This is a genomic window from Actinomycetospora chibensis (assembly GCF_028737215.1).
In the GTDB taxonomy this organism is placed as follows: Bacteria; Actinomycetota; Actinomycetes; order Mycobacteriales; family Pseudonocardiaceae; genus Actinomycetospora; species Actinomycetospora chibensis.
Genome location: NZ_JAQZAM010000003.1, coordinates 96357 through 121603 on the forward strand (window position 1 = coordinate 96357; position 25247 = coordinate 121603).

22 protein-coding genes and 1 riboswitch are annotated in these 25247 nt (G+C 74.5%); of the genes, 15 read left to right on the forward strand and 7 right to left on the reverse strand.

The annotated features are described in order from the left end of the window. The first annotated feature begins 114 nt into the window (after positions 1-114). Both PH189_RS05090 and PH189_RS05095 read left to right on the forward strand, forming a co-directional pair. Positions 115-1374 carry an EGFR-like transmembrane domain-containing protein gene (locus tag PH189_RS05090; RefSeq protein ID WP_274187676.1) on the forward strand — a complete coding sequence of 420 codons (1260 nt, stop codon included), beginning with the start codon at positions 115-117 and terminating at the stop codon, positions 1372-1374. Then, complete coding sequence (locus PH189_RS05095; protein WP_274187677.1) at positions 1371-2429, forward strand: hypothetical protein; 1059 nt, start codon at positions 1371-1373, stop codon at positions 2427-2429. Before PH189_RS05090 ends, PH189_RS05095 begins: the two co-directional genes overlap by 4 nt. 7 nt (positions 2430-2436) lie before the next feature. Here the strand turns inward: PH189_RS05095 and PH189_RS05100 are convergent, their stop codons facing one another. Beyond that, a complete protein-coding gene (locus tag PH189_RS05100) occupies positions 2437-2853 on the reverse strand; it encodes a TIGR03618 family F420-dependent PPOX class oxidoreductase (protein WP_274187678.1) in 417 nt (138 codons plus the stop codon). A gap of 95 nt (positions 2854-2948) precedes the next feature. After that, the gene (locus PH189_RS05105) at positions 2949-4106 is read right to left on the reverse strand and encodes an FIST signal transduction protein (protein WP_274187679.1); all 1158 of its coding nucleotides are present in this window, start codon (positions 4104-4106) and stop codon (positions 2949-2951) included. 111 nt (positions 4107-4217) lie between these two features. Here PH189_RS05105 and rsfS point away from each other — a divergent pair, with 111 nt between their 5' ends. The 5 genes from rsfS (at position 4218) to PH189_RS05130 (ending at position 9590) form a co-directional block, all read left to right on the forward strand. Beyond that, positions 4218-4616, forward strand: coding sequence for a ribosome silencing factor (gene rsfS / locus PH189_RS05110; protein ID WP_274187680.1), 399 nt, complete (start codon positions 4218-4220; stop codon positions 4614-4616). Further along, positions 4613-5230, forward strand: coding sequence for a histidine phosphatase family protein (locus PH189_RS05115; protein WP_274187681.1), 618 nt, complete (start codon positions 4613-4615; stop codon positions 5228-5230). The genes rsfS and PH189_RS05115 overlap by 4 nt, the downstream gene beginning before the upstream one ends. Beyond that, positions 5194-5958 carry a diglucosylglycerate octanoyltransferase gene (gene octT / locus PH189_RS05120; protein ID WP_274187682.1) on the forward strand — a complete coding sequence of 255 codons (765 nt, stop codon included), beginning with the start codon at positions 5194-5196 and terminating at the stop codon, positions 5956-5958. Before PH189_RS05115 ends, octT begins: the two co-directional genes overlap by 37 nt. A 180-nt stretch (positions 5959-6138) precedes the next feature. Beyond that, positions 6139-7179: a ComEA family DNA-binding protein gene (locus tag PH189_RS05125; RefSeq protein ID WP_274187683.1), complete on the forward strand. Its 1041-nt coding sequence runs from the start codon at positions 6139-6141 to the stop codon at positions 7177-7179. Further along, positions 7176-9590: a ComEC/Rec2 family competence protein gene (locus PH189_RS05130; RefSeq protein WP_274187684.1), complete on the forward strand. Its 2415-nt coding sequence runs from the start codon at positions 7176-7178 to the stop codon at positions 9588-9590. The genes PH189_RS05125 and PH189_RS05130 overlap by 4 nt, the downstream gene beginning before the upstream one ends. Positions 9591-9671: 81 nt before the next feature. Here PH189_RS05130 and thrC read toward each other — a convergent pair whose 3' ends face one another. Further along, a complete protein-coding gene (gene thrC / locus PH189_RS05135) occupies positions 9672-10934 on the reverse strand; it encodes a threonine synthase (RefSeq protein WP_274187685.1) in 1263 nt (420 codons plus the stop codon). A gap of 14 nt (positions 10935-10948) precedes the next feature. After that, a riboswitch (SAM riboswitch) is annotated at positions 10949-11064 on the reverse strand. 169 nt (positions 11065-11233) lie between these two features. On the opposite strand from thrC, the gene holA reads away from it, so the two are divergent. Then, the gene (gene holA, locus PH189_RS05140) at positions 11234-12271 is read left to right on the forward strand and encodes a DNA polymerase III subunit delta (protein ID WP_274187686.1); all 1038 of its coding nucleotides are present in this window, start codon (positions 11234-11236) and stop codon (positions 12269-12271) included. 144 nt (positions 12272-12415) lie between these two features. Here the strand turns inward: holA and rpsT are convergent, their stop codons facing one another. After that, positions 12416-12709 (reverse strand): 30S ribosomal protein S20, encoded by a 294-nt coding sequence (gene rpsT / locus PH189_RS05145; RefSeq protein WP_274187687.1) that lies wholly within the window; start codon positions 12707-12709, stop codon positions 12416-12418. Between the two features lie 180 nt (positions 12710-12889). Between rpsT and lepA the strand changes: the two genes are divergently transcribed. The 3 genes from lepA (at position 12890) to PH189_RS05160 (ending at position 18961) form a co-directional block, all read left to right on the forward strand. After that, entirely contained in the window at positions 12890-14800 is a 1911-nt protein-coding gene (gene lepA / locus PH189_RS05150; RefSeq protein ID WP_274188002.1) for a translation elongation factor 4, read from the forward strand. A gap of 145 nt (positions 14801-14945) precedes the next feature. Continuing rightward, positions 14946-16868 (forward strand): DEAD/DEAH box helicase, encoded by a 1923-nt coding sequence (locus PH189_RS05155; RefSeq protein WP_274187688.1) that lies wholly within the window; start codon positions 14946-14948, stop codon positions 16866-16868. 116 nt (positions 16869-16984) lie between these two features. Next, positions 16985-18961: an FAD/NAD(P)-binding protein gene (locus PH189_RS05160; protein WP_274187689.1), complete on the forward strand. Its 1977-nt coding sequence runs from the start codon at positions 16985-16987 to the stop codon at positions 18959-18961. Between the two features lie 53 nt (positions 18962-19014). Here PH189_RS05160 and PH189_RS05165 read toward each other — a convergent pair whose 3' ends face one another. Next, entirely contained in the window at positions 19015-19980 is a 966-nt protein-coding gene (locus tag PH189_RS05165) for a quinone oxidoreductase family protein (protein ID WP_274188003.1), read from the reverse strand. Between the two features lie 115 nt (positions 19981-20095). Between PH189_RS05165 and PH189_RS05170 the strand changes: the two genes are divergently transcribed. After that, on the forward strand, positions 20096-20836 hold the full coding sequence (locus tag PH189_RS05170; protein ID WP_274187690.1) for an alpha/beta fold hydrolase: 741 nt from the start codon (positions 20096-20098) through the stop codon (positions 20834-20836). Between the two features lie 49 nt (positions 20837-20885). Beyond that, positions 20886-21110 (forward strand): hypothetical protein, encoded by a 225-nt coding sequence (locus tag PH189_RS05175; protein ID WP_274187691.1) that lies wholly within the window; start codon positions 20886-20888, stop codon positions 21108-21110. 90 nt (positions 21111-21200) lie between these two features. Here PH189_RS05175 and PH189_RS05180 read toward each other — a convergent pair whose 3' ends face one another. Beyond that, positions 21201-21977: an enoyl-CoA hydratase-related protein gene (locus tag PH189_RS05180; RefSeq protein ID WP_274187692.1), complete on the reverse strand. Its 777-nt coding sequence runs from the start codon at positions 21975-21977 to the stop codon at positions 21201-21203. Between the two features lie 359 nt (positions 21978-22336). Between PH189_RS05180 and PH189_RS05185 the strand changes: the two genes are divergently transcribed. Beyond that, complete coding sequence (locus tag PH189_RS05185; protein ID WP_274187693.1) at positions 22337-22552, forward strand: hypothetical protein; 216 nt, start codon at positions 22337-22339, stop codon at positions 22550-22552. Between the two features lie 135 nt (positions 22553-22687). Next, complete coding sequence (locus PH189_RS05190) at positions 22688-23923, forward strand: acyl-CoA dehydrogenase family protein (protein ID WP_378014919.1); 1236 nt, start codon at positions 22688-22690, stop codon at positions 23921-23923. A 66-nt stretch (positions 23924-23989) separates the two neighbouring features. On the opposite strand, the gene PH189_RS05195 is transcribed toward PH189_RS05190, so the two are convergent. Next, positions 23990-24985 carry a zinc-binding alcohol dehydrogenase family protein gene (locus PH189_RS05195; protein ID WP_274188005.1) on the reverse strand — a complete coding sequence of 332 codons (996 nt, stop codon included), beginning with the start codon at positions 24983-24985 and terminating at the stop codon, positions 23990-23992. Between the last annotated feature and the right edge of the window lie 262 nt (positions 24986-25247).

Below are 25247 nucleotides of genomic sequence, written 5' to 3' on the forward strand. Positions count from 1 at the left end.
GTACGAACGAGTGACGGTGGTGCGCATCGACTAACGCGCCGTGTCCGATCTCCGAGATCCGGTCGAACGTCGGAGCCCGGTCGGGGCCCGGCCGCTCGGGGGAGAGTGATCTCGGTGCTGGTGCCGCCGCAACCCGTCGTCCCGCAGGCGCCGCCGGCCCGGGGCCCCTCCCGCGGGACGATCGCCGTGATCGTCGTCCTCGGGCTGCTCGTGGCGGCCCTCGGCGGGGTGATCGTCGCCCGCGAGTTGAGCGCGCCGGCCGAGGTCGCCCTCGAGCCGGTGGCCACCGCGGGCACCAACCCGTTCATGGACAGCGTCGGCACCGACGTCCCCGCCGTCCGGCCCGTCGCGAACACCGGCGGACGGCACTCCGGCACGACCCCGGGCCTCTACGGCGGCAGCGGCGACGACTCGTCGTGCGACCGGTCCCAGCTCACCCGTTACCTGAGCTCACACCCCGACCGCGCCGCCGGCTGGGCCTCGGTCCTCGGCCTGCGCGACGGGTCGTCGTCGACCATCTCGAGCTACGTCGACGGGCTGACCTCGGTGGTGCTGCGCTCCGACACCTACGTCACCAACCACGGCTGGAGCGACGGCAGCGTCACGTCGTGGCCCGCGGTGCTCCAGGCCGGCACCGCCGTGCTCGTCGACCCGTACGGCAACCCCGTCACCCGCTGCTTCTGCGGCAACCCGCTGACGGCTCCGCAGTCGTTCACCACCGTCGCCTACGTCGGCCCGCGCTGGTCCTCGTTCACCTCGGACTCGGTCACGATCATCAACCACCAGACGACGACCGTGACGGACAACTACACGATCATCGACGTCCACACCGGACGCGGCCACGACCGTCCGCGGGGTACGGACGGCGAGCGGGATCGGGAGAACCGGGACGTCCAGGAGGCCTTCGGGGACGAGGCGCAGCAGGAGGCCGGTGGTGCGGAGGGCCGAGGCTCGGTCGATGTCGGGTCGGCGGGTGGGGAGAGCACGGCGGAGACGGGGAGCCGGTCGGTTCCGAGCGGCGGCGTCACGCCGGGCCCGACCGACCCGACGACGTCCACGAGCCCCGGAACCTCGACCTCGACCACGACGCCGTCGACGACGTCCGGGACCACCTCCGGACTCACGGGGGCGTGGCAGCAGAGCCCGGCGTGCGATCTCGGTCCGGGGCCGCTCGTCTTCGACGGGAGCGGCGGCTATTCCGTGAGCAGCAGGACGGCGACCGCGGGCTCGTACACCCGCTCCGGCTCGCAGTTGATCCTGACGCCTCCTGGCGATCAGACCTCGATCACCTTCACGGCCGACGACGCGGCGTCTCCCACGACATGGACCGACAGCCAGGTCCCCGCCTGCACGCTCACCTCGACGTCGTCGTGAGCCGCCACCGTCAGCCCGAGGACGAGGCGCCCGCGGGCGCCGCCGTCGACCCCCCGACCGGGCCGCTGACCCTGCCGCCGGAGGTCGCCGTGCCGCAGCCGCGGGCGGCGTCGGAGCCGGTGACGCCGACGGAGGAGGTCGCCGAGGAGGCCTCCGGCACCCGGCACGCACTCACGATCGTCACGGCCCGGCGGAGCATGATCGCTCCGACTGCTCCTGCGGGCCCTCGGAGCGGGCTCGACGGAGCACCCGGAGCGATCACGCGCCCGACGCGGGACCCGATCACGCCCCGGACGGGGATCGCGCTGCCGGCCGAGGTGCGCCGGGAGTGGGCCGACGCCCCCGGGAGCTTCGCCCGCATGGGCGCCGAGGGCCCGCGCACCCTCCCGCAGGCGGCGCTCCCGGCCCTCCCGCCCCGGCCGGCGCCGCCCGTGGTGTGGGGGCCCTGGCCGCCAGAACCCTCGATGGGCCCGCCGCTGCGGCGCCGGGGGCCGAGCGGCCGGATGGTCGCGGCGGTGGCGGTGCTCGTCGTGCTGCTCGTCGTGCTGCTCGTCGGACTCGGCGTGGGGCTCGTGCGCCCGGAGCTCGTCGGGCTCTCGGCCGGGTCGCCCTTCGCGGCCTCAGGGGAGGCGGCTCCCGGGTCCGGCGCGACGTCCTCGCCGGTCGCGAGCGCGCCCGTCGACCCGACGGCCGAGCTGCAGCGCCTCGCCCGGTCCGACGCGGCCGCAACGGCGGCCGTCGAGAACGCCTGGGTCCCGCAGCTGTCGTCCAAGCGGCCGGGCACCGTCGCCTCGGGACGCACCTACGACACGGCGGCGATCCTCGCCGAGCACGAGCAGCTCCGGGCCCGCCATCCGGGGGCGCGGCTGCTGTGGTCGGGCGACTGGCCGGTCTTCGGCAGCGACGACTACTGGGTCACGGTGCTCGCGATGCCGTCGTCCTCGGCCGGCGGGGCCAACTCCTGGTGCGACCGCCAGGGCTTCGGCGCCGACGACTGCTTCGCCAGGTGGCTCGCCCGCAGTGGCGGCAGCGAGGGCACCGCGGTGCACCGCTGAGGCGGGATCAGCCCGGGCGGTGGACGGCCGTGGGCGCGATGCGCAGGATCCGGCGCGCGTGCCCCGGGCCGTCGTTCCAGTGGTACGGACCGCCCAGGTAGCGACGCGACAGCGCCTCGATGTGCTCGGCCGCGCCCTGGGGCGTCACCTCGACGACCCGGCCGCGCAGCGTGACGTAGCGCTGCGGGCGTCCCGCGTCGGCCACCGCGACGGAGATGCGCGGGTCGCGCCGCACGTTGGCGACCTTCTGGAAGCCCTCCACCGAATTGATCACGATGTGGGTGCCGTCGGTGTCCACCCAGGTCTCCGTGGTCTCCGGGGAGCCGTCGGGCATGACCGTCGCGACCACGCAGCGGTTCGGGCCCCTCAGGAGGGACACGACGTCCTCCGGGAGGGGCTCGGCCTGCGGGTACGCGAGGCTCATCGGGCGCTCGTGGTCCTCCGGGCGGGTGGTTGGCGGGCCCGACAACGGTAGGAGAGCCCCGTCGCGGACTCGCAGCGGCCCCCGGTTCCGCGCCGTCAGTCCCCGAAGGCGAGCACCGACGCGGTGAACGCGTGGAGGTGGTTGCGGGAGGCGACGGGCCCGATCTCGCCGGCGGCGAAGAACCCGGCGACGCCTTCGGGGGACAGGCCGCGGCGCACCGCGTCGACGTCGTGGTCGGCGTCCGGGAACATCGCCCGTCCCCGCCCGTTGCACGAGAACAGCAGCGCGCCGGCCGTCCCGCCCTCGCCGCGGAAGCGGGTCATGAGCCAGTCGAGATCGGCATCGGCGCTCGCCGCGTCGCGCACCTGGAACCGCACGGTGCGGCCCACCTCGACGACGTCGCCGACGGTGATGGTGCCCTGCTCCGGATCGGCGCCGACCACGCCGCGGATGAGGAAGTCGCCCTGGCGGTGGTCGTCGGCGTACTCGTTCATCGCGATGCCGAGGTGCAGACCCCGGGCGACCATCTGCTGATCCGCCTCGTCGAGGCCGCGGACGATCTCCTCGAGCTTCGTGTAGGCCGGCGTGCCCGCGAGTCCCTGCAGGTGCGGACCTTCGGCGGCGGTGACCGTCATCGTCGGCCCGATCGGCCGGCAGCCCTGGCTGACCAGCGTGCGCACCCGCACGCCACCGCCGATCGTCACACCGACGACGCCGCGCTCGTGCACGACGCCGTCGAGGAACAGGCGCGTGCCGCCCGGGCCCCCCGGGCCGGAGGCGAGGCCGCCCACGAGAGGCAGGCCGCCCAGGACGTCGGCCGACTGCTCGACGAAGCCCTGGATGGGGAAGGTGTACGGGTCGGCGAGCAGGAGGCCGACCTCGTCGGCGCCGGCGTTCTTCGGCATGCCGCCGACGACGAGGCCGGTCTCGGTGCGGCTCGCGTCGAGGCGGAACGGGGTCAGCGTCGCGTCCGGCAGCGCGGCGGCCCAGACGGCGACCGCGGGCCGCGCCTCGACGCCCCGGCCGTCGCCGATCACGCCGCCCGCGCTGCAGCCGACGGCGACGCGCGCGCCCGCCACCTCCATCGCCCGGGCCCCGGCGCGCCCGATCTCGTCGGGATCGGGGTGGCAGACGAAGACGGCGAGCAGGTCGGGCCGCCGGCCTCCCAGCGGAGCGGTGGCCTGGGCGACGGCGTCCTCGGCGGCGGCCACGAGATCGGCTCCCTGGGCCAGCCCGTCCCCGAAATCCGTCATCGCCCCAGTATGCGGTGAGCCCCGCCGGGGTGCGGGCTCGCGACGGCGACGAGCCTGCGGACGGCGTCGAGTAGGATCGGGTCGCCCCGCTCCACGACCTCGAAGGGTTTCGTGCCCGCCACCGACCGCGCGCGCCGTCTGACCGAGACCGCCGCACTCGCCGCTGCCGACAAGCTCGCCCAGGACGTCGTCGCCATCGACGTGTCCGAGCGGCTGCCCCTCACCGACTGCTTCGTCATCGCGTCGGCGCCCAACGAGCGCCAGGTGCAGGCCGTGGTCGACAACGTCGAGGAGAAGCTGCGCGCGCTCGACGCCAAGCCCGTGCGCCGCGAGGGCACGCAGGAGGCCCGCTGGGTGCTCCTCGACTTCGGCGACGTCGTCGTCCACGTGTTCCACGGCGACGAGCGCGAGTTCTACGGCCTCGAGAGGCTCTGGAAGGACTGCCCGACGGTGCCGTTGCCGGACGAGGTGTACGGCCCGCCCCGCGACCAGACCGCCGCCGGCGAGTGAGCCTGCACCGGCTGGTCCTGGTCCGGCACGGTCGGACCACCTGGAACGCCGAGAGCAGGATGCAGGGTCGTCTCGACCCGGACCTCGACGACACCGGCCGCGCGCAGGCCCTCGCCGCGGCGCCGGTGCTCGCGACCTACGAGCCGGTGCTGCTCGTGGCGTCCGACCAGGTCCGGGCCTGGCGCACGGCCGACGCGATCGCCAAGGAGGCGGGTCTCGTCCCGCGTCCCGACGGGCGCCTGCGCGAGACGTCGCTGGGCGACTGGGAGGGCCTGACCGGCGGCGAGGTCGAGGACGGCTGGCCCGGCGGGCTCGCGTCGTGGGGCAGCGACCCGCAGTGGGCGCCGCCCGGCGGGGAGTCCCGGGTCGAGGTGGCCGAGCGCGCCCTCCCGGTGCTGGCCGGGCTGGTCGACGAGCTGGCCGACACCGACGAGCGCCAGACCGCCATGGTCGTCGCGCACGGCGGCACCATCAGCGCGCTGACGGCCTCGACGCTCGGCTGGCCGGTGTCGGCGTGGCACTCGTTGCAGCCGCTGCACAACTGCGCGTGGGCCGTGCTGGAGCAGCGGTTCGACCGGTGGCGACTGCGGGCCTGGGGCCTGGCGGCGACGTGAGCTCCGGCCGGGTGCTCGTGGTGATCGCCGACTCGCTGGCGTTCCACGGACCCGACCGGGCCGAGCCGGCCGACGAGCCCCGGCTGTGGCCGCACGTCGCCGCGTCGGTGGTGGGCGGCCGGGCCGAGCTGCACGCCGGCCTCGGATGGACCGCGCGGCACGCGTGGCGCGCGATGGTCGGCGACCCGCGGATCTGGGCGTCGCTGCGGCACGCGGACGCGGTGGTCCTCGGCGTCGGCGGCATGGACACGCTGCCGTCGCCGGTGCCGACGGCGCTGCGCGAGACGATCCCGGCGCTGCGTCCGGCCCCGCTGCGGCGGGCGGTCCGCGACGCGCACGGCTGGCTGACGCCGCGGGCGGCCCGCCTGCTCGGTGCCGCCGGGCCGGTGGCGCTGCCGCCCGGGGAGACCGTCCGGCACCTCGAACGCCTGCGCGTCGCCGTGACGACGCTGATCCCGGGCCTGCCCGTCGTCGGGATGCTGCCCGCGGTGCACCGGGCGCCCGCCTACGGCGGCGTGCACGCGGGCCGGGAGCGGCACGTCGCCGCGCTCACCGCGTGGGCGTCCCGGCGCGGTGTCGCCCTCGTCGACCCGGCGCCCCTGGTGGCCGACCACGTCCTGCGCGGCCGCGGCAACCCCGACGGCATCCACTGGGGCTGGGCGGCGCACGCGGCGGTGGGGGACGCGGTGGGCCGCACGGTGGAGAAGGCGCTGGCCGACCGGGGCTGAGCTCCGTGCTCGAGGGCGCCCGGTCCGAGGGGCCCATCGTTCGAAGTGTCCAGCGCCGTGGGCCGGGCGGGTGTGGAGCGCGCCCGCCGTGACCGGCGTCCGTCCCCATCCCGTCCCGTTGTCCCCAGGCGGCTCCCGCGTGCTGTCCCGGATGGTCGGCGCGTTCCTAGCGTCCCGGGCATGCGCTACCCGTCCGCGCCCGCCACCGGCGGCGCCCGCACCCGGCTCCGCTCCCTCGAGGGGACCCGTGAGCGCCCCTCCTCGGTGGCGGCGGCGGGATGGGGCGGGCCGGAGGACGTCGAGGTCGGCGAGCCCGACGATCCCGGCGGCCCCGGCGACGACGGGCCCGTGCGGGTCGGTTGGCCGGGCGCGCCGCCGGGGACACCGGCCGCGCGGCTCCGGGTGCCGGTCGGCGGCTCCCGGCCCGCCGCCGACCCCGAGCCCGACTGGTGGGACGACGAGGACGACGACCCGCCGTCGGCGCGCGTCGGCAGCGCGTGGGACCCACCGGAGCGCGGCCGACGGGCGCAGCGGTGGGTGGCGCGGTGGCTGCCCGCCTCCTGGGCCGGCGCGCGCTGGGACCCGGGCCGGACCGGTGCGCTCGCCCTCGCCGCGGTCGCGGCCGTGGCGGCGGTGGTCGCGGCCGTGGGCGTGTGGGCGGAGCGCCCGGTGCCGGAGCCGGTGCCGTCGCTGCCCCTGGTCGCGGGGGCTCCACCGGCGGGCCCGGTGCTGCCCGTGGCGGCGCCTGCCGACACCGGGCCGCTCGTGGTCTCGGTGTCCGGACGCGTCGCCCGCCCCGGTCTGGTGCGGCTCGCCCCCGGCAGCCGGGTGGGCGACGCCGTGGACGCCGCCGGCGGGGCGACGCCCGACGCCGACCTCACCGGGCTCAACCTCGCCGCGCGCGTCACCGACGGCGAGCAGGTGGTCGTCGGGGTGCCGACACCGGTGACGCCGCCGGCGGGGGCCGCCGCGGGCGGGGCTGCGCCGGGGTCGGCCGGCGGGTCGGGGGGAGCGGGCGGCGCCCCGGGCGGACGGGTGGACCTCAACACCGCGACCCTCGAGCAGCTCGACCAGCTGCCCGGCGTCGGGCCGGTCACCGCCCAGCGGATCCTCGAGTGGCGGACGCAGAACGGACGGTTCGCGGCGGTCGAGCAGCTGCAGGAGGTCAGCGGCATCGGCGACGCCCGGTTCGCGACCCTCCGCGACCTGGTCTCGGTGTGAGCACCGGGCGGCCCCCGCCGGCGCCCGGTGAGCCGGAGCTGCCGCCGCCGCCCGACCTGCGCCTGGTGCCCGCGGCGCTCGCGTCCTGGGGCGTCGCGATCGCCGCGCTGACCGCGGGGTGGGGCGCTGCGGCGCTGCTGGTCCTCGCCGGCGCGACGGCCTCGGTGATCGCCGCGCGACGGCCCGCGGGCACGGGGTCCCGGTCGGGGGTGCGCGCGGTGGCCATCGCGACCGGCGGGTGCGCGGCGGCGGTCGGGCTGGTGGCCGGGCTCGGCGCCTTCGCCGTCGCGAGCCACCCGCTGCGCCCGGCCACGGGCAACGGGGTGTCCGCGCGGCTCGACGTCGTGGTGACCGCCGACCCGCGCCCGGTCCGGTCGACGGTGCCGGGCCCCGGCCGGGTGGTGGTGCGGGGCGAGCTGCTCGGCGGGCAGGTCGGGGCGGGCGTCCCGTGGCGCGCGGGCGGCGGGGTCGTGCTCCTCGCGCCCGCCGAGGACTGGGCGGGGCTGCTGCCGGGCCAGGTCGTCGCCGCCCGCGGCCGGCTCGGTCCGCCCGACCGCGCGGACCTCACCGTCGCGGTCCTGCAGGTCCGCGGTCCGCCCGGGGAGGTCGGGCCGGTGCCGCTGGTCCAGCGGGTCGCGGGCGACCTGCGGGGCGGGCTCCGCGACGCCGCCCGCGCCGTGCTCGCCGAGGACCCGGCGGGCCTGCTCCCGGGCCTCGTGGTCGGCGACACGTCGGGCGTCTCGCCGGGGCTCGCCGACGACTTCCGCACCGCAGGCCTGACCCACCTCACGGCCGTGTCGGGCACGAACGTCGCGATCATCTGCGGTGCGGTGCTGCTGCTCGCGCGCCTCGCCCGGGCCGGTCCGCGCACCGTGGCGGTGCTGGCGGCCCTGGCGCTCGCCGGCTTCGTCGTCCTCGCCCGGCCGTCCCCGAGTGTCCTGCGGGCGGCGGTGATGGGCGGGGTCACGGTGCTCGCGCTCGCGGTGGGTCGGCGTCGCTCGGTGGTGCCGGCGCTGTGCGCGGCCGTGATCGTCCTGCTGCTCGTCGACCCCGGGCTCGCCACCGATCCCGGGTTCGCCCTGTCGGTGCTCGCCACCGGGGCGCTCGTGCTGCTCGCACCGGGGATGGTCGCGCGGTGGCGGGCCCGCGGGGTGCCGCCCGGGATCGCGGAGGCGCTCGCGGTACCCGTGGCCGCGCACGTCGTCACCGCGCCGGTGATCGCGGGCCTGTCCTGTGAGGTCAGCCTCGTCGCGGTCGTCGCCAACCTGCTCGCCGCGCCCGTGATCGCGCCGGTCACGGTGCTCGGCGTCCTCGCCGCCGCAGTCGCGCCGTGGTGGGCCGGGGGTGCCGAGGCGCTGGTGTGGCTTGCGGGGCCGGGGGTGTCGTGGCTGGTGTGGGTGGCCCGGCGGTGCGCGGCCGTCCAGGGCGCCACGGTGACGTGGCCGGGCGGGGTGCCGGGCGCCCTCGCCCTCGCCGGTGTGGTGGTGCTCGTCGGGGCGGCGCTGCGGTGGCGCCGGCTCCGCGTGGTGGTGGCGGCCGTGCTCGTCGGCGCGCTGCTGGTGCTCGTGCCCACCCGGGTCGTGCCGCCGGGGTGGCCGCCCGCGCGGTGGTCGCTGGTGGCGTGCGACGTCGGTCAGGGCGACGCCCTGGTGCTGGCCACCGGTGAGCCGGGCCGGGCGGTCCTCGTCGACGTCGGCCCCGACGCGGGCGCGATCGACGGCTGCCTCGCCCGCCTCGGGGTCCGGTCGCTGGCCCTCGTGGTGCTGACGCACCTGCACGCCGACCACGTCGGCGGCCTCGCCGGGGCGCTGGCCGGCCGGGCGGTGGGTGGTGTCGCGCTCGGGCCGGCGCGCGAGCCCGCCGACACCCTGGCGCAGGTCGTCCGACGGACCGCAACCGCCCGCGCGCCCCTGGTCGGGCTCGGTCGCGGCACCGTCCTGCGCTGGCCCGGCCTGGTGCTCGAGGTGCTCGGGCCCGTCCGCACCGTGGCCCACGTCGACGGCGAGGACGGGAGCGCGGTCAACGACACGTCGGTGGTGCTGCGGGCGCACACTCCCGTCGGGCGCGTGCTCCTCCCCGGCGACGCGGAGAGATCGGCCCAGTCGTCACTGCTCGGGACGGCCGGCGACCTGCACGCGGAGATCCTGAAGGTGCCGCACCACGGTTCGCGGTCGTCGCTGCCGACCTTCCTCACCGCGGCACGGGCCTCGTTGGCGCTGGTCAGCGTGGGGCGAGGCAACACCTACGGCCACCCGAACCCGGGCGTGATGGGCCTGCTCGCCGGCAGTGGCGCCCTCGTCCGGCGCACCGACGAGTCGGGCGACCTGGCCGTGGTCGTCGGCGCCGATCCGCGCGCCGGCGCCGCCGTCGTCGCGCGCGGTGACCCGCGTCCGGACCCGAGGCGACGGTGACGCCTGTGTCGGCGCGAGGGGCACGTCCGGCAGGCGGTCAGGCCCGCCGGTGCTGCGCAGCGTGCCCCTCGCGGAGCCGGCTCAGAGCCCCAGCGCCTCGCGGACCGCCTTCGACGTCGCCGGGATCGTCGCCTTCGGGCCCACCTGGTGCTCGATGGCGTCGAGGGTCTTGAGGCCGTCGCCGGTGATGAGCAGGACGGTGTCGGCGTCCGGGTCGAGGTCGCCGGACTCCACCATCTTCCTGGCGTTGGCCACGGTGACGCCGCCGGCGGTCTCGGCGAACACGCCCTCGGTGCGGGCGAGCAGCCGGATGCCGTCGCGGACCTCTTCGTCGGTGACGTCCGAGATCGAGCCGCCGCAGCGGCGGACGGCGTCGAGCACGTACGGCCCGTCGGCGGGGTTCCCGATGGCCAGGGACCGGGCGATCGTGTCCGGCTTCTGCGGGCGGACGACGTCGGTGCCCTCGCGGAACGCGGTGGACACCGGCGAGCAGCCGGCGGCCTGGGCGCCGAACACCTTGTACTCGGCGTCGTCGACGAGCCCGAGCGAGATCAGCTCGCCGTAGGCCTTGTCGACCTTGGTCAGCTGCGAGCCCGAGGCGATCGGGATGACCGTCTGCGCCGGGATGCGCCAGCCCAGCTGCTCGGCCACCTCGTAGCCGAGGGTCTTCGAGCCCTCGGCGTAGTAGGGCCGGACGTTGACGTTGACGAACGCCCAGTCCTCCTGGTCGAAGGCGAGCTCCGTGGCCAGGCGGTTGACGTCGTCGTACGTGCCCTCGCAGGCCAGCAGGTTGGTGTCGTAGACCGCGGTCATGAGGATCTTGGCGCGCTCGAGCGACGCGGGGATCAGCACGACCGAGTCCCAGCCGGCGCGGGCCGCCGCGGCGGCGGTGGCGTTGGCGAGGTTGCCGGTCGACGGGCAGGCGAGCGTGGTGAAGCCCAGCTCCCGGGCGGCGGCGAGGGCGACGGCGACGACACGGTCCTTGAAGGAGTGCGTCGGGTTGCCGGTGTCGTCCTTGACCCACAGGTTGCGGATGCCGAGCTCGGCACCGAGGCGGTCGGCGCGCAGCAGGCGCGTGCATCCCGGGTCCATGTTCGGGTGCGACTCGACGGTGGTGGGCACCGGCAGCAGCGACCTGTAGCGCCAGATGCTGCGGGGGCCGCGCTCGATGTCCTCGCGAGTGACGGTGCCGAAGTCGTAGGCGATCTCGAGGGGCCCGAAGCACTGCGGGCAGGCGAACTCGGCGGCGAGGTCCATGCGGTGACCGCAGGCGCGACAGGCGAGTGCGGTGGCCGGGCCGAGATCGAACGACGTGGTCGTCGTCGGCTGGGCGGTGAGCGTCATGAAAGGAAAATCCTTCCTCATCTTCCCCGCGAACGGGTCGGAATTGGCACCGTGATCGCTGCGTGCGGAGCGCGCTGCGCCGGTTGCCGGGGTGTCGTCGGGCCGTTCCCTCTACCCCTCTGGATGAGCCGTATTCGGTTGTCGAGCGTCCCCTGGACGCCCGGCGGAGCACATTACGGCACGAGTCACACCTCGACCACCGAGCGCGCCTAGGGGAGACGTCGCTCACGACAACCCTCGCGACAGCCCTCACGACGGCACGGCCCGGGGCCGTCGGACCCCCGTGACACGATCGGTCCGTGAGCCCCACGAGCGCGCCCGAGGTCACCGCGCCGCTGCACCTCGTCGTCGGCGACGAGTCGCTGCTGGTCGAGCGGGCCGTCGCGCGGGCGATCACCGCGGCCCGCGAGGCCGACCCCGCGGTCGAGGTGGCCCACCTCCCCGTCGGCGAGATCACCGCGGGCGTGCTGGGCGAGCTGGTCAGCCCGTCGCTGTTCGCCGAGTCGCGGGTCGTCGTGATCGAGAACGCGCACGACGCGAGCGCCGAGGTCACGACGCTGCTGCTCGACTACGCCCGCGCCCCGAGCGACGGCGTGACGCTCGTCGTCGTGCACCGCGGCCCTCCCAAGGGCGGCGGCAAGGGCCGCAAGCCAACGAAGGGCGGCAAGGGCGGTGGCGGGGCCAAGGGCGACGCGCTGCTGGAGGGCCTGCGCGGCGCCGGCGCCACGGAGGCCTCGGCGGCGGGGCTCTCCGACGACCAGCGGGCCGACTTCGTGCGCAGCGAGGTCCGCCAGGCCGGTGGGCGGATGACCGGCGACGCGCTCGGGCTGCTCATGGACGCCGTCGGCTCGGATCTGCGCGAGCTCGCCGCGGCCGCCTCCCAGCTCGTGTCGGACTCGGGCGGTCAGGTCGACGCCGACGCCGTGCGGGCGTTCCACCGGGGCCGCGCCGAGGTCACGGGGTTCGCGGTCGCGGAGCGGGCGATCACGGGGGACCGGACGGCGGCGCTCGAGTCGCTGCGCTGGGCGCTGGAGACCGGCGTGCCGCACGTGCTGCTGGCCGACGCCCTCGCCGATGCCGTGCGCACCGTGGCGCGCGTCAACGCCGCCGGGCGCGGCGACCCGTACGCCATGGCGTCGTCGCTCAAGATGCCGCCGTGGAAGGTGCGCAAGGCCCAGGGCCAGGGTCGGGGTTGGGGTGACGAGGGGCTCACGCGGGCAATGGGCGTGGTGGCCGACCTCAACGCGAACGTCAAGGGCGCCGCCGCCGACCCGGCCTACGCCCTGGAGTACGCGGTCGAGCAGGTCCTCGCGGCCCGCGGGAGCTCGCGGCGCTGACCGCTCCGCTGAACCTCGGCGGCGGTGATCGAAGTGCGTCTACGGACACTGAACGTCAGCGACGGCACTTCGCTGACATGTCGGACCCACCACAACGGCCCGCCCCCGGCGAACCGGGGACGGGCCGTGTGACGTGTGGGTGGCTCAGGCCGGGGTCTTGCCCGCCTTGGCGTCCACCGAGAAGCGCTCGGCGCGGTGGGCCATGCGCGACTTCTTGTTCGCCGCCTGGTTCTTGTGGATGACGCCCTTGCTGACGGCCTTGTCGAGCAGTCGGCCGGCCTCGCGGCGGCGCTCGCCGGCGAGGTCGACGTCGCCGGCCTCGGTGGCCTCGCGGTAGCGGCGGATCGCGGTCTTGATGCGCGACTTGACCGCCTTGTTCTTCTGGCGCGCTTCCTCGTTCTTGCGGTTGCGCTTGACCTGCTGCTTGATGTTCGCCACGGGGTGTTCGAACCTTCGTCCGTCGGAGTTCTGTGCACGGGAGCGCGCGGGGGCGCTCGACCGCACCACGCAGTGCCGCCCAGATTACCAACCTCACCCCGACGCTCCGCCGACCGGCCCCGCAGCAGCGTCATGGGACGATGGTGGGTGAGCCCGACCGTGCGAGACGTGAGGATCCCGTTGACCCAGACCACCCAGCAGTCCGCGAGCAACCCCGGACGGCCGGGCACGAAGGGCTACGCCGACGAGACGTTCACGCCGCCGGACCGTATCCGCAACTTCTGCATCATCGCCCACATCGACCACGGCAAGTCGACGCTGGCCGACCGCATGCTGCAGATGACCGGCGTGCTGGGGGACCGGGCCTACCGCGCCCAGTACCTCGACCGCATGGACATCGAGCGCGAGCGCGGCATCACGATCAAGGCGCAGAACGTGCGCCTGCCCTGGTGCGCCGCCGGCCCGGACGGCGAGATGCGCGACCACGTGCTGCACCTCATCGACACCCCGGGCCACGTCGACTTCACCTACGAGGTCAGCCGCTCGCTCGCGGCGTGCGAGGGCGCGATCCTGCTGGTCGACGCCGCGCAGGGCATCGAGGCGCAGACCCTGGCCAACCTCTACCTGGCCATGGAGCACGACCTCGAGATCATCCCGGTGCTCAACAAGATCGACCTGCCGGCCGCCGACCCCGAGCGCTACGCCGCCGAGATCGCCCACCTCATCGGCTGCGACCCTGACAGCATCCTGCGCATCAGCGCCAAGACCGGTGACGGCGTCCCCGCGGTGCTCGACTCGGTCGTCCAGCGGGTGCCCGCGCCGGTGGGCGACGCCGACGCGCCGGCCCGCGCGATGATCTTCGACTCGGTCTACGACACCTACCGCGGCGTCGTCACCTACATCCGCGTCGTCGACGGCAAGATCACCCCGCGCGAGCGCATCCGCATGATGTCCACCAACGCGGTGCACGAGCTGCTCGAGGTCGGGATCATCTCGCCGGACCAGAAGCCCTGCCAGGGCCTCGGCGTCGGTGAGGTCGGCTACCTCATGACCGGCGTGAAGGACGTCCGCCAGTCCCGGGTCGGCGACACCGTCACGTGGGAGCGCAAGGGCGCGACGGAACCGCTCGGCGGCTACCGCGACCCGCAGCCGATGGTCTACTCCGGGCTCTATCCGATCGACGGCACCGACTACCCGCTGCTGCGCGACGCGCTCGACCGCCTGCGCCTCAACGACGCCGCCCTGTCCTACGAGCCCGAGACGTCTGCCGCGCTGGGCTTCGGCTTCCGCTGCGGCTTCCTCGGCCTGCTGCACCTGGAGATCACCCGCGACCGCCTCGAGCGCGAGTACGGGCTCGAGCTGATCTCCACCGCGCCCAACACCGTCTACCGCCTCGAGCTGGACGACGGCTCCGAGGTCGAGGTGACCAACCCCGCGGACTGGCCCGAGGGCAAGGTCGCGACGATCTTCGAGCCGATCACCAAGGTCTCGGTGCTGGCGCCGTCGGACTTCGTCGGCCCGATCATGGAGCTCTGCCAGTCGCGACGCGGCCAGCTCGAGGGCATGGACTACCTGTCCGACAGCCGCGTCGAGCTGCGCTACACGATGCCGCTCGCCGAGATCATCTTCGACTTCTTCGACATCCTGAAGTCGCGCACCCGCGGCTACGCGTCGCTGAACTACGAGCCCGCCGGCGAGCAGGCCGCCGACCTGGTGAAGGTCGACATCCTGCTGCAGGGCGAGCCGGTGGACGCGTTCTCGGCGATCGTGCACCGGGACGCCGCCTACGCCTACGGCAACTCGATGGCCACGAAGCTGCGCGAGCTCATCCCGCGCCAGCAGTTCGAGGTGCCGATCCAGGCCGCCATCGGCGCGAAGATCATCGCGCGCGAGACGATCCGCGCGATCCGCAAGGACGTGCTCTCCAAGTGCTACGGCGGGGACATCACCCGCAAGCGCAAGCTGCTCGAGAAGCAGAAGGAGGGCAAGAAGCGGATGAAGACGATCGGCCGTGTCGACGTCCCGCAGGAGGCCTTCGTCGCGGCGCTGTCGACCGACCAGAACGCGGTGGACAAGGCCAAGAAGAAGTAGTCCCGACGGCGCCCGTGATCGGCGGGGAACAACCGCTCGCGTAGAGTGGTTACCAACGCCGAGCTGTCGGCCTGGGAAGGACTCTGCGTGTCACCGGGTCCGCGGACAGCTCACGTGTCCGCCGTACCCTTCCTGAAAGAGATCTGTGACCAACGCTGCTGTCCTGTCCGATCACGACGTCGAGCTCGTCGACGTGATCTCCCACTCCACCGACGAGAGCCCCGCGGACGCGACGTCCGCCGACGAGGCCCCCGTCACCGACACCCCCGACGACACCGGCTCCGAGGAGCCGGCCGTCGATGCGCCCGAGGACGCCACTGACGACGTCGCCGACGACGCCACCCTCGACGAGCCCGCCACCGGGTTCGCCGCGCTCGGTGTCGCGGAGCGCCTGCTCCCCACCCTGGTCGAGTCCGGGTTCGACACCCCGACCCCGATCCAGACCGAGACCATCCCGCTGCTGCTGTCGGGCCGCGACGTACTCGGCCTCGCGCAGACCGGCACCGGCAAGACCGCCGCGTTCGCGCTGCCGATGCTCTCGGCGATCGACCCCGCGCAGCGGCGCGTGCAGGCCCTCGTCCTCACGCCCACCCGCGAGCTCGCGATCCAGGTCGCCGAGGCCATCGAGCGCCTCGGCGCCGGCGTGCCCGGGCTCAACGTCGTCCAGCTCTACGGCGGCGCCCCCTACGGCCCGCAGCTGCACGGGCTGCGCCGCGGCGGCCAGATCGTCGTCGGCACCCCCGGCCGCATCGCCGACCACCTCGAGAAGCGCACCCTCGACCTGTCCGGCGTCGCGCACTTCGTGCTCGACGAGGCCGACGAGATGCTGCAGATGGGCTTCCTCGAAGAGGTCGAGGCCATCTTCGAGCTGCTGCCCACCGAGCGTCAGGTGGCGCTGTTCTCGGCGACCATGCCCGGCGCGATCCGCGAGGTCTCGCGCCGGCACCTGAACTCGCCGGCCGAGGTGTCGATCAAGTCGAAGACGCAGACGGGCATCAACACCCGTCAGCGCTACGTCGTGCTGCCCGAGCGGCAGAAGGCGGACGCGCTGGCGCGCATCCTGCAGGTCGAGGACTTCGACGCCGCGCTGGTCTTCGTGCGCACCCGCCAGAACACCACCGACGTCACCGACGCCCTCAACCGGCGCGGGTTCTCGGCGGTGGCGATCTCCGGCGACCTGTCGCAGCCGCAGCGCGAGAAGACCATCAACGGTCTGCGCTCCGGTGAGATCGACGTCCTCGTCGCCACCGACGTCGCCGCCCGCGGGCTCGACGTCGACCGGATCTCGCTGGTCGTCAACCACGACCTGCCGCCGGACTCGGAGTCCTACGTGCACCGCATCGGGCGCACCGGGCGGGCCGGGCGCAGCGGCGAGGCGATCTCGTTCGTCACCCGCGGCCAGATCCGCACGATGCGCATGATCGAGTCGGCCACGAAGCAGAAGGCCGAGGAGATGTCGGTGCCGGGCACCGACGAGGTGAACGCGGTGCGCAAGCGCCGCTTCGCCGAGCGCATCACCGGCACGCTCGACGGCACCGTCACCGGCGGCGACCCGCTCGACGTCTTCCGCGGCATCGTCGGCGACTACGTCGCCGAGACCGGCGCCGACCCCCTCGAGCTGGCCGCCGCGCTGGCCAAGATGGTGCAGGGCACCAAGCCCCTGCTCGTCGAGGACCTGCCCGTCGCGCCGCCCCGCGGCGAGAAGCGCAGCCCCCGCGAGGGTGGCGGCAAGCCGGACCGCGGCCAGGGCCGCAGCGGCAAGGCGCCCGAGTGGACCGTCGGCTCGGGCACCGACACGTACCGGATCGATGTCGGCCACAACCAGCGGGTGCGTCCCGGTGCGATCGTCGGCGCCATCGCCAACGAGGCCGGCCTCGATTCCCAGCACATCGGTCACATCGACATCCGGCCCGACCACACGCTGGTCGAGCTCCCGGCCGATGTGCCGGGGCACGTGGTCAAGCGCCTGCAGCGCGCCCGCGTCGCCGGTCGCCCGATGGGCCTGCGCCGCGCGTCGGGTGCCGAGGCGGCCAGCCCGTCCTCGCGCCCGAGCCGCCCCCGCCGCTGAGGCTGAGCGCTTGCGCGTGCGCGTGCGCAGGCACGTGCAAGCGCTCACAAGCGCGGAGCGCGAAGTGGCCGGGCTCCGGGCGCCGACCTACCGTGGAAGCACGCGGAGGGAGCGTCATGACGCGGTCGGTGGTGATCGTCGGGGGCGGGCCTCGCGGGACCGGTGTGCTCGAACGCCTCGCGGCGAGCGCACCCGAGTTCGTCGAGGATCTCGACGTCCACCTCGTCGACCCCTACCCGGACGGCGCGGGCCGCATCTGGCGTGAGGACCAGTCGGCGCTGCTGTGGATGAACTCCATGGCCGCCGACGTCACGATGTTCACCGACGACAGCGTGCGCTGTGAGGGCCCGATCGTGCCCGGTCCGTCCCTCTACGACTGGGCCGTGGCGGTCCGCGACGGCGAGCTCGAGGGCGAGTCGGTGCCGGACGGGCCGGTCGGCGACGAGTTGCGCGCGCTCGGGCCGGCCACGTTCGCCACCCGGCGCCTGCAGAGCCACTACCTCGACTTCGTGCTGCGCCGGGTGCTCGCCACGCTCCCGCCGCAGGTCCGGGTGCACCGCCACCGCACCCGGGCGGTAGGCCTGCGCCGCGGCGCGCCGGACGTGGTGCTGCTCGACGGCGCCTCGGACGAGATCCCTGCGGAGCTGCCCGCCGACGTGCTGGTGCTCGCCTCGGGACACCTCGACGCCGCGCCGACCGAGGCCGAGGCCGCGCTCGCGGCGCACGCCGACGAGCACGGCCTGCGCTACTTCCCGCCCGAGCAGACCACCGACTCCGACCTCGACCGCATCCCGGCGGGGGAGACGGTGATCGCGCGCGGGATGGGCCTCGCGTTCATCGATCTCATGGTCCTGCTCTTCGAGGGCCGCGGCGGCCGCTTCCACGACCGCGGCGACGGCACGCTCGACTACGAGCCGTCCGGGCGCGAGCCCGTCGTGCAGGTCGGATCGGGACGAGGGGTGCCGTACCACGCCAAGACCGAGTACGCGCTGCGCGGACCGCGCCCTCCGCTGCCGCGGTTCCTCGGCCCGGACGAGATCGCCGGGTTCGTCCGTCGCGGGTCGGTCGACCTGCGGCGCGACGTGTGGCCGCTCATGGCCAAGGAGGTCGGCTGGGCGTACTACCACGAGCTCTTCGCCGGCCACCCCGACCGCGTGCGCGGGGTGTGGGACGACTTCGCCCTGCGCTTCGCCGCGCTCGACTGGTACACGCCGGCGATGCACGAACTGGTCGCCGGGTTCGTGCCCGACCCGTCCGACCGCCTCGACTTCGAGCGCATGGACCGTCCCCTCGACGACGTCAGCGCGCCGGATCTCGCGAGCCTGCAGGAGCGCCTCCGGTCGTACGTGCTCGACGACCTCGCGCGTCACGTCGACGACCGCTACACCGCCGAGCTCGGGGCGTTCGTCGGCCTGCTGTCGGTGTTCGCGCAGGTCGCGGAGCTCGCGGGCACGCCGGCCCTGACGCCGCGCTCGCGGGCCCAGGATCTCGCGTGGTGGCAGAACTTCTTCAGCTCGCTGGCGAGCGGCCCGCCCGGGCCGCGGCTGCGCCAGCTGCTCGCGCTCTCGCGCGCGGGCTACGTCGTCTTCCTCGGCGCGGGCCTGCAGGTGGACCCCGTCGACGGCGGCTTCCGGGCCACGAGCGCCTCGCTGGACCGCGTCGCGGTCACCGCACGGACGTTCGTCGAGGCCCGCCTGTCCTCCCCGAGCGTGAGCCGCAGCGACGACCCGATGCTCGCCGGGCTGCACGCCGAGGGCCTGCTCGACGAGGAGACCCTGCGCGAGGAGCACACCGACTCCGCGCCGGCGGTGCACGCCGCCGACGCGGCGGTCGCGCACTCGGGCGCCGCGGTCACCCTGCACAACACCGGCCTCGTCCGCGTGCGCGCCTCGGACTTCCGCCTCGTCGACGCCGAGGGGCGGCCCGACCCGTGCCGCTTCGCGATCGGGCCGCACACCAACGTCCGGCTGCCCGGGGCGTTCACCCGCCCGAACACCAACGCGCTGAGCTTCCGGGCCAACGACGCCCTCGCCCGCGCCGTCCTCACCCAGCTCGCGGAGTCCGCGCCCGCTGAGGGCCGGCTCTCCGCCTGAGGTGCTGTGAGTGATGTTCGGGGCTATAGCCCCGAACATCACTCACGTAGGGGTCAGCGCGTGAAGACGATCTTGCCGGCCGTGACGCCGTCGAGCATCGCCTGGAACCCGTCCTTCGCGTCGGCCATCGGGATCTCCTGGCCGATCTCCGGGACGATGCCGGTGGCCGCGACGAACTCGAGCAGGTCGCGGAGCTCGGCGAGCGTGCCCATCGTCGAGCCGACGACGTTCTTCTGCAGGAAGAAGACCTGGGCGAGGTCGGCGCTGGGCGCGTTGCCCGAGGTCGCGCCGGAGCAGACGATCGTGCCGCCCGGGACGAGCGAGCGCAGCGAGTGCTTCCAGGTGGCCTCACCCACGGTCTCGAACACCGCCTGGACCTTGCCCGGCAGCTTCGCGTTCGACTCGAACACCTGGTGCGCGCCGAGCCGCAGGGCCAGCTCGCGCTTCTCGTCGGAGCGCCCGGTGACCCACACCTGCATGCCGGCCGCGCGCCCGAGCTGGATCAGCGCCGTCGAGACGCCGCCGGAGGCGCCCTGCACGAGCATCGTCTGCCCGCCGCGCAGCCCCGACTTGGTGAACAGCATCCGGTAGGCGGTGAGCCAGGCCGTCCCCATGACCGCGCCGGTGGAGGCGGTCATGCCCTCCGGGCGGGGGAGCGCGTTGCGCTTCGGGACGACGACGTAGTCGGCGAAGCTGCCCTGCGCCCACTCGGTGAGCATCTTGCGCTTCGGGTCGAGGGTCTCGTCGTCCTTCCAGTCCGGGTCGCCCATCAGCGAGTGCAGGACGACGGGGGTGCCGTCGTCGAGCGTCCCGGCGCCGTCACAGCCGAGGATCATCGGGAACTGGTCGGACTTGATCCCGACGCCCCGCAGCGTCCAGAGGTCGTGCATGTTGAGGCTCGCCGCCTCGACCTTGACCCGTACCCAGCCCTCGGGGACGTCGGGATCGGGCCGCTCGCCCACCACGAGGGAGGCGATCGGGTCGTCGGCGTTGGGCTCGGAGGCGTAGACCGCGAACATGCCCCGCAACCTATCCGGGACGAGTTGCCCCCTGCCGGGCGAGTTCTGCCCGATGAGTTCGGGGTGACGGAGCAGTTCCATCGGTGAGACCCCGACGAAACCCCGTGGAGGACCCGTGTACGCCCCGCTGCCCGGCATCGACGTCTACTACGAGGACCACGGCACCGGTACGCCGCTGGTGCTGCTCCACGGCGGGATGATGACGCTCGACCTGAGCTTCGGCGCGCTGATGCCGCGTCTGGCCCCGTCGCGGCGTCTGATCCCGATCGAGCTCCAGGGACACGGGCGCACCGCCGACATCGAGCGTGACATCACCCTCGCCAACCAGGCCGGCGACGTCGTCGGCGTGCTCGACCACCTCGGTCTCGAGCGCGCCGACGTGCTCGGGTTCAGTTGGGGCGGGCTCGTGGCCCTCGAGACCGCGGTGCACCATCCCGACCGCGTCGACCGCCTGGTGCTCGGCGCCGTGCACCGGCGCAAGGACGACTACCACGCCGAGATCCACGACCCCACGCAGTACGCGACGTCGACCCGCATGCCCACCGAGGCCGAGTTCGGCGCGATGTTCGCCGAGTACGAGCGCCACGGGCTGAGCAGCTTCGAGACCGTCGTGGCCAAGCTGGACCCGATCGTCACTGCCGAGGAGAACTGGTCGCGTGCCGACCTCGGGCGCGTCACGGCGCCGACGCTGGTGATGGTCGGCGACCACGACTTCGTCCGGGTCGACGCCGCCGTGGCGATGGCCGACGCGATCCCCGACGCCGGTCTCGCGGTCCTGCCCCGGACGAAGCACACCGAGCTGGTCAGCCGCATCGACCTCGTGGCACCCCTGCTGGAGGACTTCCTCGCCCCCTGACCGATGGGCGGCGGACCGGGGCCACGGCCTCCCGCGTACCGTCGAGACCGTGCTGCGTGCCGTCGCGACCTGGTGGGACGGCGTCGAGCTGTGGCTGACCCAGCTCGACTTCACCGTCCAGGTCGTCCTCGTCGTCGCCGTGGTGGGCCCGGTGTGCTGGGGCGCCGCGGCGATCATCGACACGGTCGTCGAGCGCTCGGTGGCCGCGCGCCTGGAGGCCCAGGAGCGGCGGGAGCGGCGGCGCGCCGAGGCCACGACCGCGCCCGAGGCCTGAGATGGACCGCCGGGTCGCCCGGATCTGGGTGACGGCCACGCTGCTGGCCCTGCTCGTGCTGGTGATCGTCCTCAACCTCGTCTGACGAGGTCAGCGTTGGTCCGGCACCCAGGACGGCGCCCGCTTCTCCGCGAACGCGGCCATGCCCTCCTGGCCCTCCTCGGAGGCGAAGAACTCGGCCGAGAGCCCGAGCATCGCCTCGAGGTCCTGCTGCAGGTGCTCTCCGCGGTCCCGGCGCAGGAGCGCCTTGGTGGCCGCGAGGGCCCGGGGCCCGCCCCGGGCGAGCATGTCGGCGTAGCGGGCGACCTCGGCGTCGAGACCGTCGGCGTCGACCGCGGAGTTGATCAGGCCGACCGCCTCGGCGCGCGTGGCGTCGAACGTCTCGCCGGTGAGCATCAGCTCGCTACCGGCGCGGGGGAGCAGGCGGGGGAGCACCACCGACGAGATCACGGCGGGGACGACGCCGACGCGCACCTCGGTGAACGCGAAGGTGGCCTCGCGCGCGGCCACCGCGATGTCGCAGGCGGCGACGAGGCCGACACCGCCGGCGCGGGCCGGGCCCGCGACCCGGGCGATGACGGGCGTGTCCGACGTCCAGAGCGTGCTGAGGATCGCGGGGAACTCGTTGACGCCCTGGTCGTCCGACCCCGCGCCGCGCGACTCGCGCAGATCCATCCCCGAGCAGAACACGGGCCCGGTGTGCGTCAGGACGATCACGCGCACGGCCTCGTCGAGGGTCGCGGTGTCCAGGTGGGCGGAGAGCTCCCGGCGGACCTGCGCGGAGAGCGCGTTGCGGTTGCGCGGCGAGTCGAGCGTGACCGTCGCCGTGCCGCCCGAGACCTCGAGGTGCACCAGTTCGTCGTTCATGACCGTCACTGTGGCAGCCGACCGATCTCGCTCACACGGTGGTGGCGCCGGGGCGTGGGCGGTGCGTACCGTCTTGTCCGTGACCGAGGCGCCGTCCACCGTGTGGCACGCGTGGCGCCGTCATGTCGATCTCTGCCGGACCTCCGCCGCGACCTGTCGACCCTGACCGCATGAGCACCGCCCGGGTGATCCCCGGGCGCCGCCCTCCTGCTCGTCGGAGCCGACATGACGCCCTTCCGGGCCATCTGCACGCGCCTGGTCGACGACCTGTGTCGTCACGCGCCGCTGCTCGCCTTGGTCCACACCTCCTCGCCGTGCGCCCCCACCGCGCCCGCCGAGGTCCACCGGAGGAACCCCGCATGGCCACCGTCATCCCCCGTTTCACCCCTCGCGGCGCCGCTGTCGCCGAGCTCCTGACCGACCTCGACGGCCTCGTCCGGCGTGAGGTGACCCGCGACGGCGCGGGCGCGGAGCACTGGGACCGCGACGCCGAGCGCATCGCGGCCGAGGTCGCGACGACGCTCGCGCGCCTGCGCGACGACCTGCGCCGCCACCCGCTGCCCACCCGGCGGTGACGCCGTCGTCCGCGCCGGCGCCGTTCACGCGTCGCCGGCACATCGACCACGGGCGGGTGTTCGCCCAGGCCTGTCGGACCTCCTCGCCGACGCACCCGTACCCCGTAGCCCGTCATGCGTAGCCCGAGGAGAACCGTGACCAGCACGCTCACCGGCACCCCGTCCACCGCTCCCGACTTCAGCACCCTGCCCACCCCGCGCACCGAGCCCGAGTGGCTCGAGCGGGCGCGCCTCGTGCGCACCGTCCTGGCCGCCGACGCCGCCGAGCGTGACGCCGCCGGGAAGACGCCGTACGCCGAGGTCGCCCTGCTCAAGGACTCCGGGCTCGTCACGCTGCTCGGCCCCGTCGAGCACGGCGGCGGCGGGCAGGAGTGGCCCACCGCCTACCGCGTCATCCGGGAGGTGGCCGCCGGCGACGGCTCGATCGGCCAGCTCCTGGGCTACCACCTGCTCTGGTTCTGGGCCGCGCGCCTGGTGGGCACCCCCGAGCAGATCGCCCACGTCGAGGCCGAGGCCACGAAGCAGCGGTGGTTCTTCGGCGGCGCGGTGAACCCGCGCGACGCGGACGTCGTCATCCGCGACGAGGGGGACGAGATCACCTTCACCGGCCGCAAGTCGTTCTCGACCGGCAGCCGGGTCTCCGACGTGACCGTGCTCGAGGGTGTCCTCGAGGGCACCGAGACGCACGTCTTCGCGATCGTGCCGTCGGAGCAGCCGGCGATCACGTTCCACGACGACTGGGACAACATCGGTCAGCGCCTCACCGAGTCGGGCAGCGTGACGCTCGACGGCGTGCGCGTCTCGTGGGCGGAGGCCGCCGGGTTCCGCGACAAGGTCTTCACCCCACGCGTCTACAACACGCTGAACGTGCCGACGATCCAGCTGGTCTTCGTCAGCTTCTACCTCGGCATCGCCCGCGGGGCGCTCGACGAGGCCGCCGCGTACACGCGCACCACGACGCGGCCGTGGCTGCACGGCGGGCAGTCCAGCGCGGTCGACGAGCCGTACGTGATCGACCTCTACGGCGACTACACGGCCAAGCTGTGGGCGGTGGAGGCGCTCGCGGACGCGGTCGCGCAGGAGGCACTGCCGATCCACCGCGAGCCCGACGCGGTGACCGAGCGGGCGCGCGGCGAGCACGAGGTGCGCGTCGCGGCCGTCAAGGCGCGCGCCACGGAGGTGGCGCTCGAGATCACGAGCGGCATCTTCGAGGTCACCGGTGCCCGTTCGACGGCGTCCTCGTTGCGCTTCGACCGCTTCTGGCGCAATGTGCGGACGCACACCCTGCACGACCCGGTGGCGTACAAGCGCCGCGAGGTCGGCCGGTTCGTGCTGACCGACGAGCTCCCCGAGCCGACCTGGTACAGCTGACGTCGCCTGCCTCGTCGAAACGAACGCGCCGTTCGCTGCGCCGGAAGCAGCGAACGGCGCGTTCCCTCAGCGGCTCGAGCGCCAACGCAGGATGCGGGGGAGCCCGACGAGCTTCCCGGTCGCTCGGTCGGCCTCCATGATCGCGTGGGCGTCGCGGATGCGCTCGAGCGGGAAGACCTGGCCGAGCGGAACGGTGGCGCGGCCCGCCGCGACGTCGTCGAGGAACTGCTGCAGGACCGCGGCCGGCAGGTCGCTCGCGTCGCCGCCGTACGCGGTGAGCCGGACCCCGCGGGGCAGGTACTCGATGGGGTAGAAGTCCGGCACCGTCCACCGGTTCGACAGCATCCCCGCGAAGCAGACGACGCCGTGACGGCGCGTGGCGCGCAGGGTGTCGGGCAGGGTCGGGGTGCCCACCAGCTCGAGCGCGACGTCGACACCGTCACCGAGGAGGTCGCGCACCTGGCGGGCGACGTCACCGTCGTCGACCAGCACGTGGTCGACCCCGAGCGCGCGAAGCCGGTCACCCTTCGCCAGGTCGCGGGTCGTCGCGAGCACGGTGAGCCCCCGCGACCGGGCGAGCACCGCGGCGGTCATGCCGACCGACGACGTCCCGCCGCGCACGAGCAGCGACTGGCCGGGCCGCACGTCGAGCCCGTCGGTGAGCGCCCCGTGCGCGGTCTGGAGCATCTCCGGGACCGCGCCCAGCGTGGGCCAGTCGAGGTCGCTGTAGAAGGCGGTGACCTGGGCGGCCGGCACACAGGTGTACTCGGCGTAGCCGCCGTCGAACGTGCGGCCCATCCCGCCCATCATCGCGACGACCTGCTGGCCGGGGACGAACTCGCCGCCCGGGCAGACGGCGACGACCCCGGTGGCCTCGATGCCGGGCACCCGCGGGAACGTCACGCCCTCGGCGAGGCCGAGTCGGGTGTGCAGCTCGGACCGGTTGAGCCCGAAGGCCTTCACGGAGATCAGGACCTGCCCGGGCTCCGGCTCGGGGACGGTCAGGTCGCGCAGCTGCAACGCGGTCAGGTCACCCGGCCCGTCGAGCACGACGGCACGCATCCTCGCCACGGCGGTGATCCTGCCCCGCGGGCGTGGCCGCCGCGAACCTCAGGCCGCGGAGCGCGTCCCGAGCCCGCGCGGGCGTCCCTCGAGATCGACGTGCCGGCGCGACACGAGGAGGACCACGTCCTTCACGCTCCTCCGCGCTGCCGGAGGGGTCAACGGGGTCCGACGAGATCGACGGCGCGTCCCGAGGGCCCCGGACCACACGACGGGCACGTTCCGCCGCCGGATCCCGTTGACGATCATGCTGAACGGGCCC

Bases quoted from the DNA above. Each gene is read 5' to 3' on its own strand.
- PH189_RS05180 (WP_274187692.1), bottom strand. From the start codon at position 21,977: ATGAACGACGAACTGGTGCACCTCGAGGTCTCGGGCGGCACGGCGACG.
- thrC (WP_274187685.1), bottom strand. From the start codon at position 10,934: ATGACGCTCACCGCCCAGCCGACGACGACCACGTCGTTCGATCTCGGC.
- PH189_RS05185 (WP_274187693.1), top strand. From the start codon at position 22,337: ATGGCCACCGTCATCCCCCGTTTCACCCCTCGCGGCGCCGCTGTCGCC.
- PH189_RS05105 (WP_274187679.1), bottom strand. From the start codon at position 4,106: ATGACGGATTTCGGGGACGGGCTGGCCCAGGGAGCCGATCTCGTGGCC.
- PH189_RS05125 (WP_274187683.1), top strand. From the start codon at position 6,139: ATGCGCTACCCGTCCGCGCCCGCCACCGGCGGCGCCCGCACCCGGCTC.
- PH189_RS05195 (WP_274188005.1), bottom strand. From the start codon at position 24,985: ATGCGTGCCGTCGTGCTCGACGGGCCGGGTGACCTGACCGCGTTGCAG.
- PH189_RS05160 (WP_274187689.1), top strand. From the start codon at position 16,985: ATGACGCGGTCGGTGGTGATCGTCGGGGGCGGGCCTCGCGGGACCGGT.
- PH189_RS05100 (WP_274187678.1), bottom strand. From the start codon at position 2,853: ATGAGCCTCGCGTACCCGCAGGCCGAGCCCCTCCCGGAGGACGTCGTG.
- PH189_RS05165 (WP_274188003.1), bottom strand. From the start codon at position 19,980: ATGTTCGCGGTCTACGCCTCCGAGCCCAACGCCGACGACCCGATCGCC.